This is a genomic window from Sporosarcina sp. FSL K6-1508 (assembly GCF_038007465.1).
GTDB lineage: Bacteria > Bacillota > Bacilli > Bacillales_A > Planococcaceae > Sporosarcina > Sporosarcina psychrophila_B.
Map to the genome: position 1 here is coordinate 3,733,883 of NZ_JBBOXF010000001.1, position 17,793 is coordinate 3,751,675.

Annotated in this window: 20 protein-coding genes; 1 reads left to right on the plus strand and 19 read right to left on the minus strand. The window is 43.2% G+C overall.

The genetic code is table 11. The annotated features are described in order from the left end of the window. Positions 1-3 precede the first annotated feature (3 nt). The 6 genes from panB to MKZ11_RS19065 all read right to left on the minus strand — a co-directional run bounded on the left by panB (position 4) and on the right by MKZ11_RS19065 (position 5,539). Positions 4-849 carry a 3-methyl-2-oxobutanoate hydroxymethyltransferase gene (gene panB, locus MKZ11_RS19040; protein ID WP_340795928.1) on the minus strand — a complete coding sequence of 282 codons (846 nt, stop codon included), beginning with the start codon at positions 847-849 and terminating at the stop codon, positions 4-6. A 231-nt stretch (positions 850-1,080) separates the two neighbouring features. Next, on the minus strand, positions 1,081-2,064 hold the full coding sequence (locus tag MKZ11_RS19045; protein WP_340795929.1) for a biotin--[acetyl-CoA-carboxylase] ligase: 984 nt from the start codon (positions 2,062-2,064) through the stop codon (positions 1,081-1,083). Next, positions 2,042-3,232: a CCA tRNA nucleotidyltransferase gene (locus tag MKZ11_RS19050; protein ID WP_340795930.1), complete on the minus strand. Its 1,191-nt coding sequence runs from the start codon at positions 3,230-3,232 to the stop codon at positions 2,042-2,044. Before MKZ11_RS19050 ends, MKZ11_RS19045 begins: the two co-directional genes overlap by 23 nt. Further along, positions 3,229-4,362 (minus strand): N-acetyl-alpha-D-glucosaminyl L-malate synthase BshA, encoded by a 1,134-nt coding sequence (bshA, locus tag MKZ11_RS19055; protein ID WP_340795931.1) that lies wholly within the window; start codon positions 4,360-4,362, stop codon positions 3,229-3,231. Before bshA ends, MKZ11_RS19050 begins: the two co-directional genes overlap by 4 nt. A 41-nt stretch (positions 4,363-4,403) precedes the next feature. Next, positions 4,404-5,204 (minus strand): 4-hydroxy-tetrahydrodipicolinate reductase, encoded by an 801-nt coding sequence (gene dapB / locus MKZ11_RS19060; protein WP_340795932.1) that lies wholly within the window; start codon positions 5,202-5,204, stop codon positions 4,404-4,406. After that, on the minus strand, positions 5,201-5,539 hold the full coding sequence (locus tag MKZ11_RS19065) for a nucleotide pyrophosphohydrolase (RefSeq protein ID WP_340795933.1): 339 nt from the start codon (positions 5,537-5,539) through the stop codon (positions 5,201-5,203). Before MKZ11_RS19065 ends, dapB begins: the two co-directional genes overlap by 4 nt. A 106-nt stretch (positions 5,540-5,645) precedes the next feature. Here MKZ11_RS19065 and MKZ11_RS19070 point away from each other — a divergent pair, with 106 nt between their 5' ends. Then, positions 5,646-6,518 carry a YitT family protein gene (locus MKZ11_RS19070; RefSeq protein WP_340795934.1) on the plus strand — a complete coding sequence of 291 codons (873 nt, stop codon included), beginning with the start codon at positions 5,646-5,648 and terminating at the stop codon, positions 6,516-6,518. A 226-nt stretch (positions 6,519-6,744) separates the two neighbouring features. Here the strand turns inward: MKZ11_RS19070 and MKZ11_RS19075 are convergent, their stop codons facing one another. The 13 genes from MKZ11_RS19075 to aroB form a co-directional block, all read right to left on the minus strand. Next, on the minus strand, positions 6,745-7,413 hold the full coding sequence (locus MKZ11_RS19075; protein WP_340795935.1) for a zinc metallopeptidase: 669 nt from the start codon (positions 7,411-7,413) through the stop codon (positions 6,745-6,747). A gap of 70 nt (positions 7,414-7,483) precedes the next feature. Further along, a complete protein-coding gene (locus tag MKZ11_RS19080; protein WP_340795936.1) occupies positions 7,484-8,083 on the minus strand; it encodes a DUF1405 domain-containing protein in 600 nt (199 codons plus the stop codon). A gap of 164 nt (positions 8,084-8,247) precedes the next feature. After that, positions 8,248-9,015 (minus strand): menaquinol-cytochrome c reductase cytochrome b/c subunit, encoded by a 768-nt coding sequence (locus MKZ11_RS19085; protein ID WP_340795937.1) that lies wholly within the window; start codon positions 9,013-9,015, stop codon positions 8,248-8,250. Between the two features lie 41 nt (positions 9,016-9,056). Continuing rightward, positions 9,057-9,731 carry a menaquinol-cytochrome c reductase cytochrome b subunit gene (gene qcrB / locus MKZ11_RS19090; protein ID WP_340795938.1) on the minus strand — a complete coding sequence of 225 codons (675 nt, stop codon included), beginning with the start codon at positions 9,729-9,731 and terminating at the stop codon, positions 9,057-9,059. Between the two features lie 23 nt (positions 9,732-9,754). Beyond that, positions 9,755-10,261, minus strand: a complete 507-nt coding sequence (locus tag MKZ11_RS19095; protein ID WP_340795939.1) for a ubiquinol-cytochrome c reductase iron-sulfur subunit — start codon at positions 10,259-10,261, stop codon at positions 9,755-9,757. A gap of 144 nt (positions 10,262-10,405) precedes the next feature. After that, entirely contained in the window at positions 10,406-10,855 is a 450-nt protein-coding gene (locus tag MKZ11_RS19100; protein WP_340795940.1) for a YpiF family protein, read from the minus strand. A 57-nt stretch (positions 10,856-10,912) separates the two neighbouring features. Next, positions 10,913-11,464 (minus strand): ReoY family proteolytic degradation factor, encoded by a 552-nt coding sequence (locus MKZ11_RS19105; protein WP_340795941.1) that lies wholly within the window; start codon positions 11,462-11,464, stop codon positions 10,913-10,915. 1 nt (position 11,465) lies between these two features. After that, complete coding sequence (locus MKZ11_RS19110; RefSeq protein WP_340795942.1) at positions 11,466-12,731, minus strand: tetratricopeptide repeat protein; 1,266 nt, start codon at positions 12,729-12,731, stop codon at positions 11,466-11,468. A 38-nt stretch (positions 12,732-12,769) separates the two neighbouring features. Further along, on the minus strand, positions 12,770-14,077 hold the full coding sequence (gene aroA / locus MKZ11_RS19115; RefSeq protein ID WP_340795943.1) for a 3-phosphoshikimate 1-carboxyvinyltransferase: 1,308 nt from the start codon (positions 14,075-14,077) through the stop codon (positions 12,770-12,772). A 17-nt stretch (positions 14,078-14,094) separates the two neighbouring features. Further along, on the minus strand, positions 14,095-15,195 hold the full coding sequence (locus MKZ11_RS19120; protein ID WP_340795944.1) for a prephenate dehydrogenase: 1,101 nt from the start codon (positions 15,193-15,195) through the stop codon (positions 14,095-14,097). Next, positions 15,192-16,295 carry a histidinol-phosphate transaminase gene (gene hisC / locus MKZ11_RS19125; RefSeq protein ID WP_340795945.1) on the minus strand — a complete coding sequence of 368 codons (1,104 nt, stop codon included), beginning with the start codon at positions 16,293-16,295 and terminating at the stop codon, positions 15,192-15,194. Before hisC ends, MKZ11_RS19120 begins: the two co-directional genes overlap by 4 nt. Before the next feature lie 29 nt (positions 16,296-16,324). Then, positions 16,325-16,687, minus strand: a complete 363-nt coding sequence (gene aroH / locus MKZ11_RS19130) for a chorismate mutase (protein WP_340797057.1) — start codon at positions 16,685-16,687, stop codon at positions 16,325-16,327. Next, positions 16,687-17,793, minus strand: a complete 1,107-nt coding sequence (gene aroB / locus MKZ11_RS19135; protein ID WP_340795946.1) for a 3-dehydroquinate synthase — start codon at positions 17,791-17,793, stop codon at positions 16,687-16,689. The genes aroH and aroB overlap by 1 nt, the downstream gene beginning before the upstream one ends.

Sequence of the window (17,793 nt, forward strand, 5' to 3'; positions counted from 1 at the left end):
GGTTCAGTTGCCATCTTTATTTCCCCCGTACAATGCAGTCAATTCTTCTTCTTTCATCGTAAAACGATGGCGTTCCGCTGGAAATGAACCATCCTTCACTGACGTTACATACTTTTTCAAACCATCATAGATAACCGTTCCTACATCTGCATATGTCTCCACGAATTTCGGGACGTGATGACTGCCATACTTCACAGTATCATGATATACAAGTACTTGACCATCCGTTCCAGCCCCGGCGCCAATGCCAATAACCGGTATCGAAACTGCGGCTGAGACTTCCTCTCCAAGCTGATAGGGAATACATTCCAAGACGACCATGAACGCACCGGCGGCTTCACATGCACGTGCATCGTCAATAAGTTGCTGCGCTGCTTCCGCCGTTTTTCCTTGTACTTTGTATCCGCCTACAACTGACGCCGACTGAGGCAATAGACCAAGATGTGCGACGATTGGAATTCCTGTTCCCGTGAGCAATCGAATTGTATCAATTACGTTCCCGGCACCTTCAAGCTTTAATGCATTAGCACCTGTTTGCTGAAAAATACGGACTGCATCCGTTAGCGTTCTGTCCGCAGAACCGTGATAAGAACCAAACGGCATATCGACAACAAGGAAGGTTTCCTTCGCCCCTCTCCTAGTAGCACTGCCGTGATGGATCATGTCCTCCGTCGTGACGGCAATCGTCGAATCATAGCCGAGAACGACCATGCCAAGTGAATCTCCGACAAGAAGAATGTCAACACCCGCTTCTTCCGCCAGTCGTGCAGACGGATAATCATAAGCCGTCAGCATAACAATCTTCTCGCCCTCTTTTTTCATTTTGATAAAATCAAGTGTACTTTTCATTTTACTATCCCCTCTCTTGAGAGAAAACCGGATATAAAAACCCTTCCGCCAATAAATGGACAGAAGGGTTGTATCATCATGTGATGGTTTCCTCCGTCCCTGTCTTTTACTAAAGATCAAGGCAGATCATATTGAATTTTAAATTTTTCAGAAATTTCCAATAGGTGCAGTTCGCAATAGATACCGCCCTTCGGAACTACTATATCAAATTGAGGGATCTATGTATAGTCATCAATTTGAAAGTTCAATGTCTGCAGAATAGATACCCCGGACCGTTCCGTCATCAAGCTTTAGTTCAAGAACACCTTCCACTGAAATCCCAAGCGCAATTCCCTCAATCGTTTCGTTGAGCATAACCGCCCGGATTCGTTTCCCGGTCGTATTGGAATAACCTTCCCATAGCAGCTTTATTGGCCCAAAACCGTGTTTCACATAGAGATCAGTATAAATTTCAAGAAAACCTAGTGTTTTTGCAATCAATTGTGCCCGGTCGACCTGTTTACCCGTCAGCATTTTAAGTGACGCCGCGATACCGTTCAATTCCTCAGGAAAATCCGTTTCATCTTGGTTGACATTCATGCCGATTCCTAGAATGACTGCCTTTACTTGATCCGGATCTGCCTGCAGTTCCGTTAAAATCCCTGTCACTTTTTTGCCTTTAACCAAGATATCATTTGGCCATTTAATATCAGGGTCGATTCCTGTCAGTTCCTGAATGGCACGCGTTACAGCAACCGCTGCAACTAATGTCATTTGCGGCGCTTGTTGCGGTGTTAAAGCTGGGCGGATAATTACACTCATCCATACCCCTTTACCCGCTGAGGAACTCCACGGACGTGCCATACGGCCTCTGCCAGCAGTCTGTTCTTCCGCTATGATAACAGTACCGTCCACCGCACCGTTCTGTTCTTCATCATGTGCGATGAATTGTGTGGATTTGCATGTGTCGAAATAATGGATATGCTGTCCATATTTTTTTGTCGTCAAATGTTTTTGCACATTGGCTTCATTTACACGATCCGGCGATTTGATGAGATAATACCCCTTCTTCCGGACCGTTCCAATTTCGTAACCTTCTTGTTCTAGTTCTTTTACGTATTTCCAGATCGCTGTCCTTGATAATCCGAATTGATCAGCAATGTCTTGCCCGGATACAGGTTCGCCTTCCGCTTCGAACAGCCTTTTCAATAATTCATTTTTTACGATTGAATTCATATAGAAACCATTCCTTTATGTCGTTTGGCTCATTTTCACATATTCCGTACAGGACAGCTTTTTCGATCTTCTCTATCCATTCACCAATCCATCTGCCACCCTTTTGACTTGTCCACGCCATCAGTTTTTTGCCGTCAACACTAAGATCGGCTAGTGACTGTATTGGCAAAGATTCCTTCATCTCTTTAATTTCTGCGAAAGATATTATTTGGCCAGTATTGCGAAGCGATTTGAACAGCTTTTCAGTGGTATACAAGACAGCTAAATCGTAATGATAATAATCATCCGTTGTAAATTGACGATCGATCCGATTCGTGTAAGCACCTTTTACTGACGACAGAAACATTTTTTCGGCATTAGATAATTTGTACGCGTTTGCAACGTCCGATGATGAAAAGTTTCCCGAAATCATAAAACAAGCCCATCCTTCCATTACCGATTCAAACGGTACTGTCCTGCTAAACTTTTCGATATCTAGTGGAAAAAGCGGCAAATATAAATTCAAGCCTGTATTTTGTATATTTCGAAATGCTTTTGCCGGATTGTTACTTGCAAATAATTTGTCCATTTCAGCTTTTAACCGCTCTACGGATATGTAACGAATTTGATTGGCATTGGTCCGTATCGCCTCAAAAGTCTGCTCTTCGATATCAAATCCGAGGACAGCTGTAAATCGGATAGCCCTGAACATTCTGAGAGCGTCTTCGTTAAAACGATCTGCTGCAATTCCGACGGCCCTAATGATTCGATCAGCCATATCCGCCTTCCCACCGAACAGATCGATTAGTTCCCCATCTTTTGTTATGGCAAGTGCATTCATGGTGAAGTCACGTCGCCGTAAATCCTCCCGCAAAGATTTAACGAACTGTACTTTATCCGGTCGACGATGATCTGTATATGTGCCTTCTGTTCGATAAGTTGTGACTTCAATCGGTTCACCATTCATCAGTACAAGAATTGTCCCGTGCGCAGTACCTATATCTACAGTCATTGGAAAAACCGCTTTTACTTCCTGTGGTTCAGCAGAAGTTGCAATGTCGATATCAGTCGCCGGTTTACCTAGAAGGAAGTCCCGCACTGCGCCTCCGACGAAAACAGCTTCATATCCGGCTTCTTCAAGGGTATGAATAACTTCCCGGCTTGGTGCAGTTCCGAATAATACAGTCATTTATTTCCCGCCACTTCATAATAAAGTTTTTCATATTGATTGACGATCGTTGATGAATGGAATTTGTCAGCTGCTGTTGCCAAACCATTTTCACGGAATGCAGCATGCAATTTATCGTCTGTCAATAACAGCATTGCTTTTTCCGCTGCTGCACTTATGTCCCCGAGCTGTACAAGAAATCCATTGAAACCATCCTCAATCACTTCCGGGATTCCACCTACATTCGTCGCAACTGAAGGCAAGCCGCAAGCGAGCGCTTCTAGTAGAACAAGACCGAATGCCTCCTTTTCCGACAAATGAAACATGACATCACTAATGGCCAGAAGCTCCGGTAAATCATCCCGTTTCCCAGTGAATATTACATGTTGCTCTATTCCTAATTCAACAACAAGCGCTTCCATATCCGTTCTTTCAGGTCCATCGCCAACAAGGAGCAGTTTGGCATCAATTTCTTTCGCAACCTTCTTGAAACTTTCAATAATATCGGGAATTCGTTTTACTGCCCTAAAATTAGAAATATGAATAATAATTTTTTCTTCCGGTTTAATCCCAAGATCACTTCTTAGTGTTCCTGGATCGACTGGACGGTATTTTTTTTCATCGATGAAATTATAAATTGTGACCAGATCCTTCTGGGGTTCAATTAATTCCAGCGTTTCTAGTCGAAGCGATTCAGACACGGCTGTCGTAATTGTTGATTTATCGATTCCATAACGCACTGTATTACGCAACCCTGGATCATGTCCGAGAATTGTTACATCTGTTCCATGCAATGTCGTAATAACGCCAATCGTTGAATTCGCCATATCTTTGCCAAGCGCGGCCGACACTGCGTGAGGTACGGCGTAATGCACATGTAGAAGATCGAGTTTTTCTGTTTCAATTACTTCTGCGATGCGGTTGGCAAGCGCAATGTCATACGGTGGATATTTAAATACAGCATAGCCATCGATTTTCACTTCATGGAATTGTATGTTTGGATGTGCATCCAGAAACCTGAATGGCTTACTCGATGTAATATAATGCATTTCGTGGCCCTTATCCGCCATCATTTTCCCCAGCTCAGTTGCTACAACTCCGGAGCCTCCGAGTGATGGATAGCAAATTACACCGACTTTCAATTTTTCCAATCACAGTGCTCCTTCCGATTTACAGTGATAATTTTTTCGTGTCAATCGATAATGTTTTCAAGCCCGTAGACGAGATCCTGCCGTTCCATGACATTATGTATAGCCATAAGGATTCCCGGCATGAACGAAGTCCGATCGAAAGAATCATGACGGATACTTAGGAGCTCCCCTTTGCCTCCGAGCAGTACTTCTTGATGCGCTAGCAGACCTGGCAGTCGGATGCTATGTATTTTCATACCATCAAAATCCGCGCCTCGTGCACCAGCCAGGTGTTCTTTTTCATCCGAGTGTCCTTGCTTATGTGACTCTCTGACCGCTTGTATCATTTCAGCAGTCTTTACTGCTGTTCCTGACGGGGCATCGACTTTTTTATCGTGATGCATTTCAAGTATTTCAATATCACCTAAATAACGGGCTGCTGTGGCAGTAAACTTCATCATCAACACAGCACCTATTGAAAAGTTCGGTGCTATAATCCCGCCAATCTGATTTTCTGCCGCCAGTTCTGTTAATAGGGCGATATTACCCTTAGAGAGTCCTGACGTACCAACAACAGGACGAATGCCGAGCGATATGGCATCGTGTACATTTTTGAAAACAGCGTCCGGATCTGTCACGTCAAGGAGTACGTCCGGTTTATTCACAGCCGCTAGATTTTCAAGAGATGTATAAATTGGGATTCCACCTGGCACGTCATTTACTTCAGTTACATGTAAATACTGCCCTTCGTACTTATAATCAAGGGCAGCAACAACTTCCATATTTGGCGCATTCATAATTGATTTTAATGCTGCACTTCCCAATCGGCCGCGTGCTCCTGCGATTGCAACTTTTATTGTCATATCGTTTCCTCCTTTTTTGTCCAACGGTTAGCATCGCGTTCCTTAAATTTATCAAGAACGCTTGTAAGTGCCTTTTCCAAACTAATTCCCTGTGAATTAGCGAAACAGATAAGAACAAATAGTAGATCTCCCGTTTCTTCTTCGAGTGATCTTATCGCTTCGCTCGATTTCTTCTTTTTCATACCATGTACGTGCTGTACTTCTCTAGACAATTCTCCCAGCTCTTCAGTTAACCTCGCGATCAGCTCCATCGGCGGAAAGTAACCTTCTTTAAAACTATTTATGTACGAATCAACTTCTTGTTGTAATTTCTCCATGGTCTTGGATTGTTCCATTTGCGTCAACTCCCTTTACTATCGTATAAATTAATAACACTATTGTCAAAATAAAAATTATAGCCGATAATAGCCCTATCGCTTTAAAAAGAAAGGTGTGCACTAAATGCTTGACGGGATCAAATTCAAAAATATCTTTTTCATTATTCTTGGTGCTGCAATTTTCAGTTTCGGTCTCGTCCATTTCAATATTCAAAATGAACTTGCCGAGGGAGGTTTTACAGGAATTACACTTATTCTCCTGTTCGCTTTCAATTGGGACCCAGCAATTATGAACCTTATCCTAAACATTCCGATGTTCATTATCGGTTGGAAGCTATTGGGGAAAAGGGTGTTCGTTTATACGGTCATCGGAACGATAGCGGTGTCAGTCTTCCTTAAAGTCTTCATGATTTATCAGATTGACATCCATCTGAAAGACGATATGTTCCTTGTTGCTTTGTTCGCAGGTGTGTTTATCGGAATCGGACTTGGTATTATTTTCAGATACGGAGGAACAACCGGCGGTGTAGACATTATCGCACGTCTGGCCCATAAATACATCGGCTGGAGTATGGGGAAGACAATGTTTCTATTTGATGCGCTTGTCATTCTTGTTTCTTGGGCTGTCTATCTGGACCACCGCTCCATGATGTACACGCTCGTTGCACTGTTTGTTGGTGCCCGTGTCATCGACTTCGTCCAAGAAGGTGCATACGCGGCTAGAGGCGCTTTCATCATCTCCGAATCGCAAGATAAAATTGCGACAAAAATCACTGAAGAAATGGACCGCGGTGTCACCGTCTTTAGGGGGTACGGCCATTTCACTAAATCCGATCGTGAAATTCTCTATTGTGTCGTCGGCAGGAATGAAATCGTCCGTTTGAAAAACATTATCACTTCCGTTGATCCGCATGCGTTTGTTTCACTCACCGATGTCCACGACGTTATGGGCGAAGGTTTTACGCTGGATGAACTGAAACGTCCGCTTGAACGGTAAAAAAACTAAGCATCTTAGTAGATTCGACAAGTTGGAGGGATATGCTTCAATCCCTTCCATTTGGAGGGCCTTAAGCTAAAGGCGTTTTTTTCTTTAACTTTGTCTCAAAGGGCTAGGCGATGAAGCTAGACAATGCTCAAGGTTGAAAAACTTCTATTTTTCATTTTAATATAACCAAAAAAAATCCGCTCCTCGAAATCTGAGGACGGATTTTATTATTGTATACTTAGTCTCTGTTCGTGAAAATCAGAATCAGACGAACCAATTCAAGCACTGCAACTGCTGTTGCTGCAACATAAGTCATCGCTGCTGCGCTCAATACTTTTTTCGCGTGTCCTTCTTCTTCATTGCGGATAATGCCAAGTGAGACAATCTGATTCATCGCACGTGTGGAAGCGTTAAACTCAACTGGCAGTGTGACAACTTGGAACAGAACGCCTACTGCCAGAAGTGCAATTCCAATTCCAAGCATAGAATTCATACTTGAGAAAATCAGTCCAATCATAATGAAAACCCAAGATGCATTGGAAGTGATACTTGCAACTGGTGCCAGACGATGGCGGAAACGCAGAAATGCATATGCTTCCTGATCTTGTATAGCATGACCTACTTCGTGGGCCGCAATTGCTGTACCCGCGACGGATGCTTCATAGAAATTATGTGTGGATAGTGCAACGATTTTCGTAAGCGGGTTATAATGATCACTTAGGAACCCTTTGCTTTCTACGACCTGTACATCTTGTAAACCATTTTTGTCGAGGATGAGACGAGCGACTTCCGCACCTGTCATACCTGATGAGGAACGTACCTTAGAATACTTTTTGTATGTGCTTTTCACTTTAAATTGGGCATAAAGCGGCAAAAGTATAATTGCACCCAAGTAAATCCAGAACATAATCAACTTCCTCCCTTTTCTCTATATACTTATTCTATAACGGTCTTACTGCAATCGCAACTTTTTACTATTACCATATAACAGCTTTCGTTCTCTTCTTCCAGACCCAATAAGCAAGTAAAATGCAGGCTATTGATAACCAGAATGTAAAGTACCCGATATGATCTATATGTTTCATCAAGTCATAATAAATCGGCATCTGACCGTAGACGTAATCGATAACATCGTTATGAAGTGTCCAAACCGCTGCGATTGCAATATGAATGAATGAAAATCTGTATAACGGACTGTATAGCACTGCCTGAAGCGCCATTGCAAAATGCGAGCCAATAAGCATCCAGCCCATCGGACCGATTGAACCATTTTCAACAAGCAACAATAAGTTCATGACAACTGCCCAAAGGCCATATTTAACAAGCGTGATGAGCGCTAGTGCCTCGATCATTTTGAAGTTCTTTCCGATTAACCAGCCTATGATAGCAAGCGTGAAGAATAGACTGGCGGTTGGACTGTCCGGTACAAAAATCCAGAACTTCGGCTCTGTGATTTCAAGCTGCCACATATACCAGTCATACCCGAACACCGTGCCGACCAAGTTCACAAATAACAGGATCCAAAGAAACGATTTACTGGATAGAACGAGCCAAATCTTTTGTATGAATAAACTCATGGGCACCTCTCCAAAATAACTTAATATGTATAGAACAAAAGCACAAGCGTCCTTAGGCGTTGGAATCGAAACGTGAAATATCACCTGTCGCAGATTATCCATAGTAGGAGATATTATAATTTCCTAAACTACAAAAAAAGAGTCAGTTTCCTGACTCTTTTTCGTTACTCGCTTTTCAAGCCTTCAATAAACTCGGCGAGTATTTGTAAATCTTCATCTGACCCTTCCCATGTTCCGGGAGGCATATCTCCAATACCATTATGAGCGATATCGATAATTTCGTCAGCTGTATGGCCAGTACCCACAAGCGGCTTACCGAGCCCACCTTGGAATGCATCTCCGTGACAACCGATACAAGATGCTGCAGCGTAGATTTGATAGCCTTCAGATTCAGTGTCGAACTCAACTTCTTCAACAATTGCACCTTGTATTTTCTGTTTATCCCAGTCGTGGTTCACATATGATTCCCATGTCAAATAGAAGAGTGCTGCAAATGCAAGAAGCATGAATGCAGTAGGAAGCGGACGTTTAATTGCTCGGCGCTCCTTCGTAGTGTCCATAAACGGAACAAGCATCAATGCGCCGAATGCTAGACCCGGCATGATAATAGCACCAATAATATTAAACGGTCCTGAAGCAAACTGATATTTCAACAATTGATACATCGATAGGAAGTACCAGTCCGGAACGGGCATGTACATCGTATCTGTCGGGTCCGCTTGACGTTCAAGCGGTGACGGATGAGCAACTGTCAATATTAAATATCCAATAAGGAAAACCGCACCAATCAGCCATTCTTTCAAAAGGAAGTTAGGCCAGAAGGCTTCCGTTTTACCCGGATATTCTGAGTAATCTTTCGGGACGTTCGGCATTTTGTTAGTAGCCTTAATGCGCGAATCTCCGACAAATTTCATCCCTTTTCCGCGGTGCATAATGTCCCCTCCTTATTAAATTCATTGGACGCCGGTCAATCTTATAGCGGTCCTGAAATACCTTGTCTTCTGATCATGATAAAGTGTGCTGCAAGCAACCCAAGCAAAGCAGCCGGTAAGAAGAATACATGAATCGCGAAGAAACGTGTTAGTGTTTGTGCACCGAGAATCGTTGAGTCCCCCGCAAGGAGTACCTTAATCGCCTCGCCGATGAACGGGACAGATGCAGCAATTTCAATTCCTACTTTCGTAGCGAACAATGCTTTCATATCCCATGGCAGTAGATAACCAGTGAATCCGAGACCAAGCATGACCATGAAGATCAATACTCCGACAACCCAATTCAATTCACGTGGTTTCTTATATGAGCCTGTAAAGAATACACGCAGTGTATGTAGGAACATCATCACGATAACAAGTGACGCTCCCCAGTGATGCATCCCACGCACAATTTCACCGAATGCTACTTCATTCTGAAGGTAATAAACGGATTTCCATGCATTTTCAATGTCCGGTGTGTAATACATTGTAAGGAACATACCAGAAAGGATCTGGATGACAGTAATGAAAAATGTCAGTCCCCCGAAACAATAGATGAATGCGGAAAAATGATGTGCAGGGTTTACGTGCTCAGGTACTTCGTGGTCAGCGATATCGCGCCAAATCGGGGTGATATCCAACCGTTCGTCAACCCAATCATAAATTTTATTTAGCACTTCGGTCGTACCCCCTTACATTTTTAAACTAATGTGTTCGGTTTTGTTTTTCCGAGAAACAGGTATCCGTCTTCGACTTTAACGTCAAATTCGTCAAGTGGTCCAAGCGGTGGTGTTCCTTTTACGTTTTCACCATTTTTCATATAACGTCCTGCGTGGCATGGACAGTAAAATTGATCTGGGTGCTTTTCATCACCGCTCCAGTTTACTGTACAACCAAGGTGTTTACAGACAGGAGAAAGCGCGATGACCGTATCACCATTCTTATAAACCCAGGCAGTATTCGACACATCGGATTTATACCAAGCATCTTTTCGATCTTTGATAGTGAAATCGATACGAATCGGCGTTTCCGATAGCTCGTCCACTTTGTGTTGAGTAGGGATGAAATCACCTTCATCTTTCGTCTGCAACACAGGGTCGATTGCAAAACGGGCCATCGGCATCAACATACCAGAAGCCATGAATCCACCAACACCCATAAGTGTGTAGCTCATGAATTGGCGTCTTGACACTTTCTTGCTCATCATTTTCCCTCCTCTTACTTAAAGGTCAGTCCAACGGACATTCTTTTGCTAATTGTAATACTAGGACATATCTATGATATATCAATACTAAGGGAAATTCAATCATGCTTTCTGTACGGATGCAAGTTTGTGAACAAATATCGAATTTTACTGTTCTGACCACTTTTTTGTAAAGCGGGGTAGAACTTGCCGTAACTGATCTTCAATAATGGTTTTCCTTAATTGCGGTTCCATGTTTTCAAGCGGAATCGATGGCAGCCAGATCATTTCACCATCTATTTCAATGCTTGTCCAAGCAGAATCCGTTGTCAAGAAAAATATATGTTTAAATGGTGCGGTAGAAAGGTCGCGAGACAGAGTTTCAGCCATTTCCGTCAAATTCATTGACTGCGTGTAAGCAAATGGAGGCATTAGCATCATGCGCCCTTTAAATTGAGTTTCGATAAACGTCGTAAGATGTCTCAGAAACTCGGAAGATGACGTGCTACTTTTCATGTTTCCCGGGTCTGTCTCTACTTTAAGCAAGGGCACAATAAGTGTATCGATATATTCTTTCTGTTGCAAATATGTATCCATATCTTGCGCAGTCCAGTTCATTCCAAAATTGCCTCCTTGTGAAATCAGTAAAGGACTCCACCGTATTGGGTGGAGTCATTAATTCTTCGATACCTTCATGTCATTCAACAGTGCAGATAATGCGATGAACCGTTCCTTGTCATTTGTGTCAAGAGCTTCATCCACCCTTTTCATAAGCATATCAACGGTCATCAATGCAACACTTTCCTCAAGTAATTGCTCAGCAATCTTCCGATCACCTTCACTTACTTGTAGATAATCCGGAAGAAAAGGATTTTCCTCCCGAACACTTGCATACTCCGGGCAAGAATGACTGTTTGAAAAATTAAGTTGTATATACATTTTATCATCTGGATGAAGTCTTAAGTCATGGAATGATTTTTCGGCATCAGCAGTCATTAAATTCCCTTTGTAAAAACGGAATGGAATGCTCTCCGAACCTGTTGTTGACATTACCATCGCCCTTGGACAGTAATGTGCTTCATCCGTAAAGTGGACGTTTTGCAGTAGGTGTTCATGGCTTAGAAGGTAATTCAAAATCCACACACATTCACGGCGCTTCAATTTGTACCGCTTTAAGAACCATCGCACAAAGTCCTTTTTAGCAGCGACAGGAATCATGGCCGTCATGTCACACCTCCTCGTCATTTTGTGCTTCTAGAAAAGCTCTCCAATACTCATCATCAGGAACCATTTCAACCAATTCCTTGACTATTTTGAGGGCTTCATCACGTTTTCCTTCTTCAAGAAGAAATCTCGCGAAGTTTCCAAGAAAATCATGATCATCCTTCATGCCAATATATGCCTTGCCATAGGATTCGTATGCATCATCATATTGTTCTTCACGTTCGTGTGCATACGCCATAAATGCATCCAATAATGGAATATCTACCTGATTATCTTTTGAGTACGAAAGAAGATCGAGCAATTCATGGCTTTGCTCCCTCTCATTATACAACGAAGCAAGCGTAATAAGTGCTTCGATGTACTCTGGATCAAGCACCAGTGCTTCTTTCAAATGCTCTTCTGCCTTTTCTGAGAGACCAAGCTTTAATGCTGATTTACCAGCAGTCAATTGAAGTTCCTTGTCAAATTCGTCCCTACGGATTCCATCTTTGAACATATCGTAAGCTCTTTGATCATCCCCCAGTACTGACAACGACTGTCCTGCGAGCATATAAGCAGAAAAATAATCTGGATCCATCTCAATTAAATCGTCTAACAGTGTGACAGCCCTTTCTGCATTTCCACATTGAAAGTAAGCAAATGCCGCACCGAAAAGTGTATCCGGCAAGACGTTATCTTCCAACATTTCTTCGTAATATGGAATTGCTTCTTCGTAAGCCGCACCGGCGCTATACGTTTCCGCCAGCCTTGATAAAATACGAATGCCGCCGATTTCATCTGTTTCATCATGCAAATCGAGGTACATCCGCGCTGCCTCTCCATACTTCCCTGAATCAAGGAGCAGCTCTGCATATGCGAACCGAATGACAGGCTCATGCGGTACAAGTTCATGGGCTTCCTTAATCTTCGCTAGCGCTGCTTCCGCCATTCCAGACATCTGATAATAATCCGCTAACGCCAATAGAGCTTGAACATATTCTTCGTCATCTGGACGCACATCTGTGAGAAGTAAAAGGGCTTCATCTTCTTCTCCAAGCTCCAGCAACGTGCCGGCACGGTCAATTTTCAGCTGTGCTTCATCCGGCAGATGGAGGCGCAATGTTTCATATAGACGATCAGCCTCCCCCATGAATCCATAGCTTGCAAATAGGTCTGCTGCTTCATAAAGTAAATCAAAATCGGTCGACCCACTTAACTGATCAATAACGCCAGTGAGTATTTCAACATCACCTTCTAAGATATTTCGTTCAATTTCTTCTAACTGTCCCATATTTTCACCTGTTCTTTCACAATGTATACATCAGTACGTTATCCTTTTGCATTTTTGGAGACTGTGAGCTTTTCAAGATCATCGAAAAATCCTGGATATGAAACGGCTATACATGCCGGATTTTCGATATGAATCGGCGATGATGCAACAAGTGCTGCAATTCCAGCCATCATACCCAGTCTATGATCACCGTAAGAAGCTAATGTCCCGCCAGAAAGCTTCGATGGACCATGAATAATCATGCCGTCGTCTGTCGCTTCAATATTGGCGCCAATCTTTTTTAATTCTGACGTCACAGCCGCAATTCTATCCGTCTCTTTGACCCGCAGTTCTCCAGCGTCTTTGATAATAGTCGTTCCTACTGCCTGCGTTGCCATTAGAGCAATAATAGGCAATTCATCAATCAATCGCGGTATGAGATTTCCACTGATTTCTGTCCCACGTAAGCCTTCGGTGGAAACGTTGACTGTGCCATATGGTTCACCTATCCCATCCACCTTTTCAAGAATTTCTACACGTGCCCCCATACTTTCGAGCACATCTATTATCCCTGTTCTTGTCGGGTTAAGCCCAACATTTGTAAATGTGACGGAACTTCCTTTGATCATTGCTGCCGCGGCCATGAAAAATGCTGCTGATGAAATATCACCTGGAACGATGACATCTGTCCCATGGAGCACATTCCCACCTTTAACATGTACTTTATTTCCATCAACCCGAATTTTTGCGCCAAATTGTAAGAGCATTCGTTCAGTATGGTCACGTGAAACGGTTTCCTCACTGATAGTAGTCGTCCCTTCCGCATTCAAGCCTGCAAATAAAATAGCTGATTTTACTTGCGCGCTTGCAACAGGCATCTCGTAGTCTATTGCTGAGAGTGTCACGCCAGTAATGGAAATCGGTAGCAGATTGCTGTCTGAGTCACCTGCTATGGATGCCCCCATCGACGCCAATGGCAGTGTAACCCTATTCATCGGTCGCTTAGACAATGATTCGTCTCCTGTTAAAACAGAGTTGATAGTTGAACCAGCAAGTATGCCAAGCATTAGACGTGCTGTAGTCCCTGAATTACCGGCATAGAGATTGTCGGCAGGAGTTTCCCATTCTTGCATTCCGGGGCTGTCTATCATAACGCTGGTGCCGTCCCTTTCAATTGATACGCCCAGCTGCCGAAAGATATCAATTGTATGCAGACAATCTTCCCCGTCAAGGAATCCGGTGATTTGTGTTTGCCCTTTAGCGATGGAGCCAAGCATTACAGCCCGGTGTGATATTGACTTATCACCCGGAACTGCCATATCTCCCTGTAGTACAGGTTTAGTGAACTCCACTATTTTCGTTTCCACCAATAAAAGCCCCCCGTTCATACTATGTACATGCTAAAATTCATCGTTTTGGAAAGGGCAGATTTTGCCTGTTCCCGGTCATCAGCAGTTTGGAAGCTGATGACGAGTATCCCGAAGACATCCGTCCGTGTCTCAACGATTCGGATATTTGTCAAACTGATCAGTTCATCGGCAAGTATTTTTGTGATTTCAGAAATGATACCAGGATGATCCGGAACATCGATATGTAAATCGTAAGTCATATATAATGCACCTTGAGATGTGATCGGCAAGTCATCCCGAAACTGTTTCGCTCCTGCAAAATAATCATAGATTTCGGCGGGATCATTCGATTTTAGCATATTTCGAACATTTTCCATCTCTTCAAGCCATCCGTCAAGTTGCTTTAACAACTCTTCCCTGTTCTGCGACGTAATATCACGCCACATGATGGGATCCGCAGATGCGATCCGAGTCAAGTCACGAAATCCGCCTGCAGCAAGTTTTTTAACAAATGGTTGCTTTTCTTGTTGAGCTTCAAGCCTTCCCACGAGCGAGGAGGCGACCAGATGTGGAAAATGGCTGACGATTGCTGTCATTCGATCATGTTCTTCAGAATCGAGCACTACTATTTTCCCTTTCGTTGGTTCGAGAAGGTTGCGAAGGCGTTCGACTTTTACACTGTCTGTTTGAGGATCTGGCGTCAATATATAATACGCATTTTCAAATAGATGCTCTTTAGCCGCCGTTACCCCACTTTTATGGGAGCCCGCCATGGGATGACCACCTATGAAGGTGATTCCCAGCCTACGCAATTGTTTTGCCGCATCCATGATCGGGCCTTTCGTACTGCCCGTATCCGTCATGATAACGTCTTTTTTCAATTTCCAGTCGCCTGCCTGCTGCATCATTGCAACCGTCGTGTTGACGGGCGTCGCAAAGATGATGACATCCGCATGTTCACATGCATATTCAATAGAAGTAGCGATTGTATCAATGATTCCCCTGCGAAATGCTTGTTCCAACGTACTGAATGATCGGTCGTATCCTGTTATATGCAGTTCAGGATTTCTTTTCAATGCAAGTCCGAGCGAACCACCGATCAGACCGAGCCCAATTATCGCGACTTTCAGTTTCATACGGGCGAACCCTCGGATTGCCACAATGTATCAAATGCCTTTAAAAATTTACTAGTCTGTTCTTCTGACCCAATCGTCACTCGTATATAACCTGGAGTTCCGAGTGCATTCCCACTTCTAACAATGAAACCTTGTTGCAACAATTTTTCTGAAGCGTCATCTGAATCATTCGGAACCTCTATTAGCACGAAATTCGTTTCCGAATCAAAAAGGTGTAGTTTCTTTTCGTCAGCATAGTGCTTGAATCGTTTCCTTTGCTCATGATTCAATTTACGACACTGTTCTATGAACGCTTCGTCATCAAGTGCCTTTTCAGCGATTGCAAGTCCAATCGAGTTATTGTTGAACGGGTTCCGTACTTTATTAAGATTGGAAATGACTGCAGGATGACCGATTGCATAGCCAACTCTGTATGATGCGAGCCCGTATGCTTTGGAAAACGTTCGGAGCAAGATAACGTTTGGAAATTGTTCCAAATAGGTGACGGAGTCTATATATCCGGGTGCCATAACGTATTCTATATATGCTTCGTCAAGGACGACAAGAATATTTGGGGGTACTTGACCAAGGAAAGCCTCCAAAGCGTCGCTTGGAATTAGGTTACCAGTCGGATTATTCGGATTACATATCCAGATAACAGCTGTCTCACTATCGATTGCTTTTAGAAATCCTTCGAGATCATGTTGCCCATTATCTTTCAACGTAACTTCCCGTATTTCAGCACCTGCGATCTTCGCATTATGTGCATATTGTGGAAATGTCGGCGTTGCCATAACTGTATTTGTATCTGTGCCAAGAAGTGCTCGAGTAATGATCATAATAATTTCATCCGAACCATTGCCGAACAATACTGCTTCTTCATCTACCCCCAATTTTTGGGTTAGTTTACTGCGCAAAGCACTTGCATAGCCATCCGGATAAATTTCATGTTGGATAGCGGCAGAAGCCAGAGATTCTTTAACAGACGGCGCGCAGCCGTAAGGATTTTCGTTTGAAGCGAGCTTCACTACTTCTTTTAGTCCATACATGCGTGTTACCTCTTCAATCGATCTGCCTGGTTTGTACGGGGTTATACCGTCAAGTGCTTTTTTCCAGTTCATACGAATCCCTCCGGTCAATAGAAATGAGTTTACTTTTGTAAATCTGGCCGTAATTTAACCGCGTTATTTTGATAAATATGTTTTACATAACGTTGCGGAATATCTGTGTTCACATGCATAAGGACTCTGATGCATGATGGCATCGCTCCTGGGACATCCATTTCATGTGTACATATGACTGGAACATACATCCACCCATCAATCGATCGAACTGCTTTTGCAGGGAAGGCTGATTTGATGTCTGTCGTTGTGGATATAAGTACAGAAATGATATCCACAGGCAAAACCCTATTTTCTTTGGCCATTTCTTCGACAAGTGCTTGTGTCGCTTCAAGAACAGCTTGTTCTATGTCATTCTCGACCGTCGTTGCTCCCCTTAATCCTCTAACCATCATTTCGTCTCATCCCCTTTCGTTCTTTGCTTCAATTGATTGAATGCTTCTTCACATTGCTCTTTTGACAGTTCTTTTACATACGGTTTTCCAACACCATTCAGCAAAACAAAATTCAGTTTACCGAAAGAGGCTTTTTTATCTTTTTCCATATATCCCATAAATACATTAAATGCATGTTCATGGACTGGTTGGAATGTATAGCTATGCGTGTTTGCAAATTTAATGAAACGACTTGTCAATGATTCATCGATCGCCCCATGACTTTCACTTAAAATAAGACTGTAAGCCATGCCGATCATAACTGATTCACCGTGGCTTAGACCCCCGAATCCGCACACCCCTTCCACGGCATGACCGAATGTATGGCCAAAATTTAGAAACTTACGGGTGGAATGCTCAAATTCATCCTCGGTGACGATTTTCGCCTTCACTTCGATTCCCCGCAACAGTTCGTGTGATAACCATTCGATGTCTGGTTGTGAAAAGGATGATTCAGACAATAACTCAAGTGCCCATTTCTCATCCGAGATTAACGCATGTTTCAACAACTCCGCCATGCCCGATCTGATTTCTCGCGGCGGTAGCGATTCAAAAAGCGAGGTGTTGAATAAAACCCCGGTTGGCTGATGAAAAGAACCGACCATATTTTTTCCTTCCGGCATATTGATTGCCGTTTTGCCTCCTACTGCACTGTCATGCGCCAGGATTGTCGTAGGGCATTGCAGGTACTTTATCCCCCTCATGTATGTCGCTGCGACGAATCCAGTGAGATCTCCGCATGCACCACCGCCAAAAGCAATGAGGAGTGAATCTCTTGTGAATTTTTCATTCAACAAAAAGGATAGACAATCAATGTAAACTGTGGATGTTTTACAACTTTCTCCGGCAGGAACTGTTTTTACGATAATTTCATGATTTACAGACTCCAACGCCTTTTGAAGCAACGGTAAATGAATAGCCGCAACCTTTTCATCCGCAATGATTGCAATTCGGTCGACACTGCCTAGAAGTTCAGCATAATCTGTAGTAAATAGATTGTATGTGTCTGGACCGATATCGACGTTATAGTGGTGATCTCGGACAGCAACCGTAAGTTTCCCCAT

Excerpts from the sequence above, each read along its gene's own strand:
- panB (WP_340795928.1), bottom strand. The coding sequence starts at position 849 with ATGAAAAGTACACTTGATTTTATCAAAATGAAAAAAGAGGGCGAGAAG.
- MKZ11_RS19045 (WP_340795929.1), bottom strand. The coding sequence starts at position 2,064 with ATGAATTCAATCGTAAAAAATGAATTATTGAAAAGGCTGTTCGAAGCG.
- MKZ11_RS19050 (WP_340795930.1), bottom strand. The coding sequence starts at position 3,232 with ATGACTGTATTATTCGGAACTGCACCAAGCCGGGAAGTTATTCATACC.
- dapB (WP_340795932.1), bottom strand. The coding sequence starts at position 5,204 with ATGACAATAAAAGTTGCAATCGCAGGAGCACGCGGCCGATTGGGAAGT.
- MKZ11_RS19065 (WP_340795933.1), bottom strand. The coding sequence starts at position 5,539 with ATGGAACAATCCAAGACCATGGAGAAATTACAACAAGAAGTTGATTCG.
- MKZ11_RS19070 (WP_340795934.1), top strand. The coding sequence starts at position 5,646 with ATGCTTGACGGGATCAAATTCAAAAATATCTTTTTCATTATTCTTGGT.
- MKZ11_RS19075 (WP_340795935.1), bottom strand. The coding sequence starts at position 7,413 with ATGTTCTGGATTTACTTGGGTGCAATTATACTTTTGCCGCTTTATGCC.
- MKZ11_RS19080 (WP_340795936.1), bottom strand. The coding sequence starts at position 8,083 with ATGAGTTTATTCATACAAAAGATTTGGCTCGTTCTATCCAGTAAATCG.
- MKZ11_RS19085 (WP_340795937.1), bottom strand. The coding sequence starts at position 9,015 with ATGCACCGCGGAAAAGGGATGAAATTTGTCGGAGATTCGCGCATTAAG.
- MKZ11_RS19095 (WP_340795939.1), bottom strand. The coding sequence starts at position 10,261 with ATGATGAGCAAGAAAGTGTCAAGACGCCAATTCATGAGCTACACACTT.
- MKZ11_RS19100 (WP_340795940.1), bottom strand. The coding sequence starts at position 10,855 with ATGAACTGGACTGCGCAAGATATGGATACATATTTGCAACAGAAAGAA.
- MKZ11_RS19105 (WP_340795941.1), bottom strand. The coding sequence starts at position 11,464 with ATGACGGCCATGATTCCTGTCGCTGCTAAAAAGGACTTTGTGCGATGG.
- MKZ11_RS19110 (WP_340795942.1), bottom strand. The coding sequence starts at position 12,731 with ATGGGACAGTTAGAAGAAATTGAACGAAATATCTTAGAAGGTGATGTT.
- MKZ11_RS19120 (WP_340795944.1), bottom strand. The coding sequence starts at position 15,195 with ATGAAACTGAAAGTCGCGATAATTGGGCTCGGTCTGATCGGTGGTTCG.
- hisC (WP_340795945.1), bottom strand. The coding sequence starts at position 16,295 with ATGAACTGGAAAAAAGCACTTGACGGTATAACCCCGTACAAACCAGGC.
- aroH (WP_340797057.1), bottom strand. The coding sequence starts at position 16,687 with ATGGTTAGAGGATTAAGGGGAGCAACGACGGTCGAGAATGACATAGAA.
- aroB (WP_340795946.1), bottom strand. The coding sequence starts at position 17,793 with ATGGGGAAACTTACGGTTGCTGTCCGAGATCACCACTATAACGTCGAT.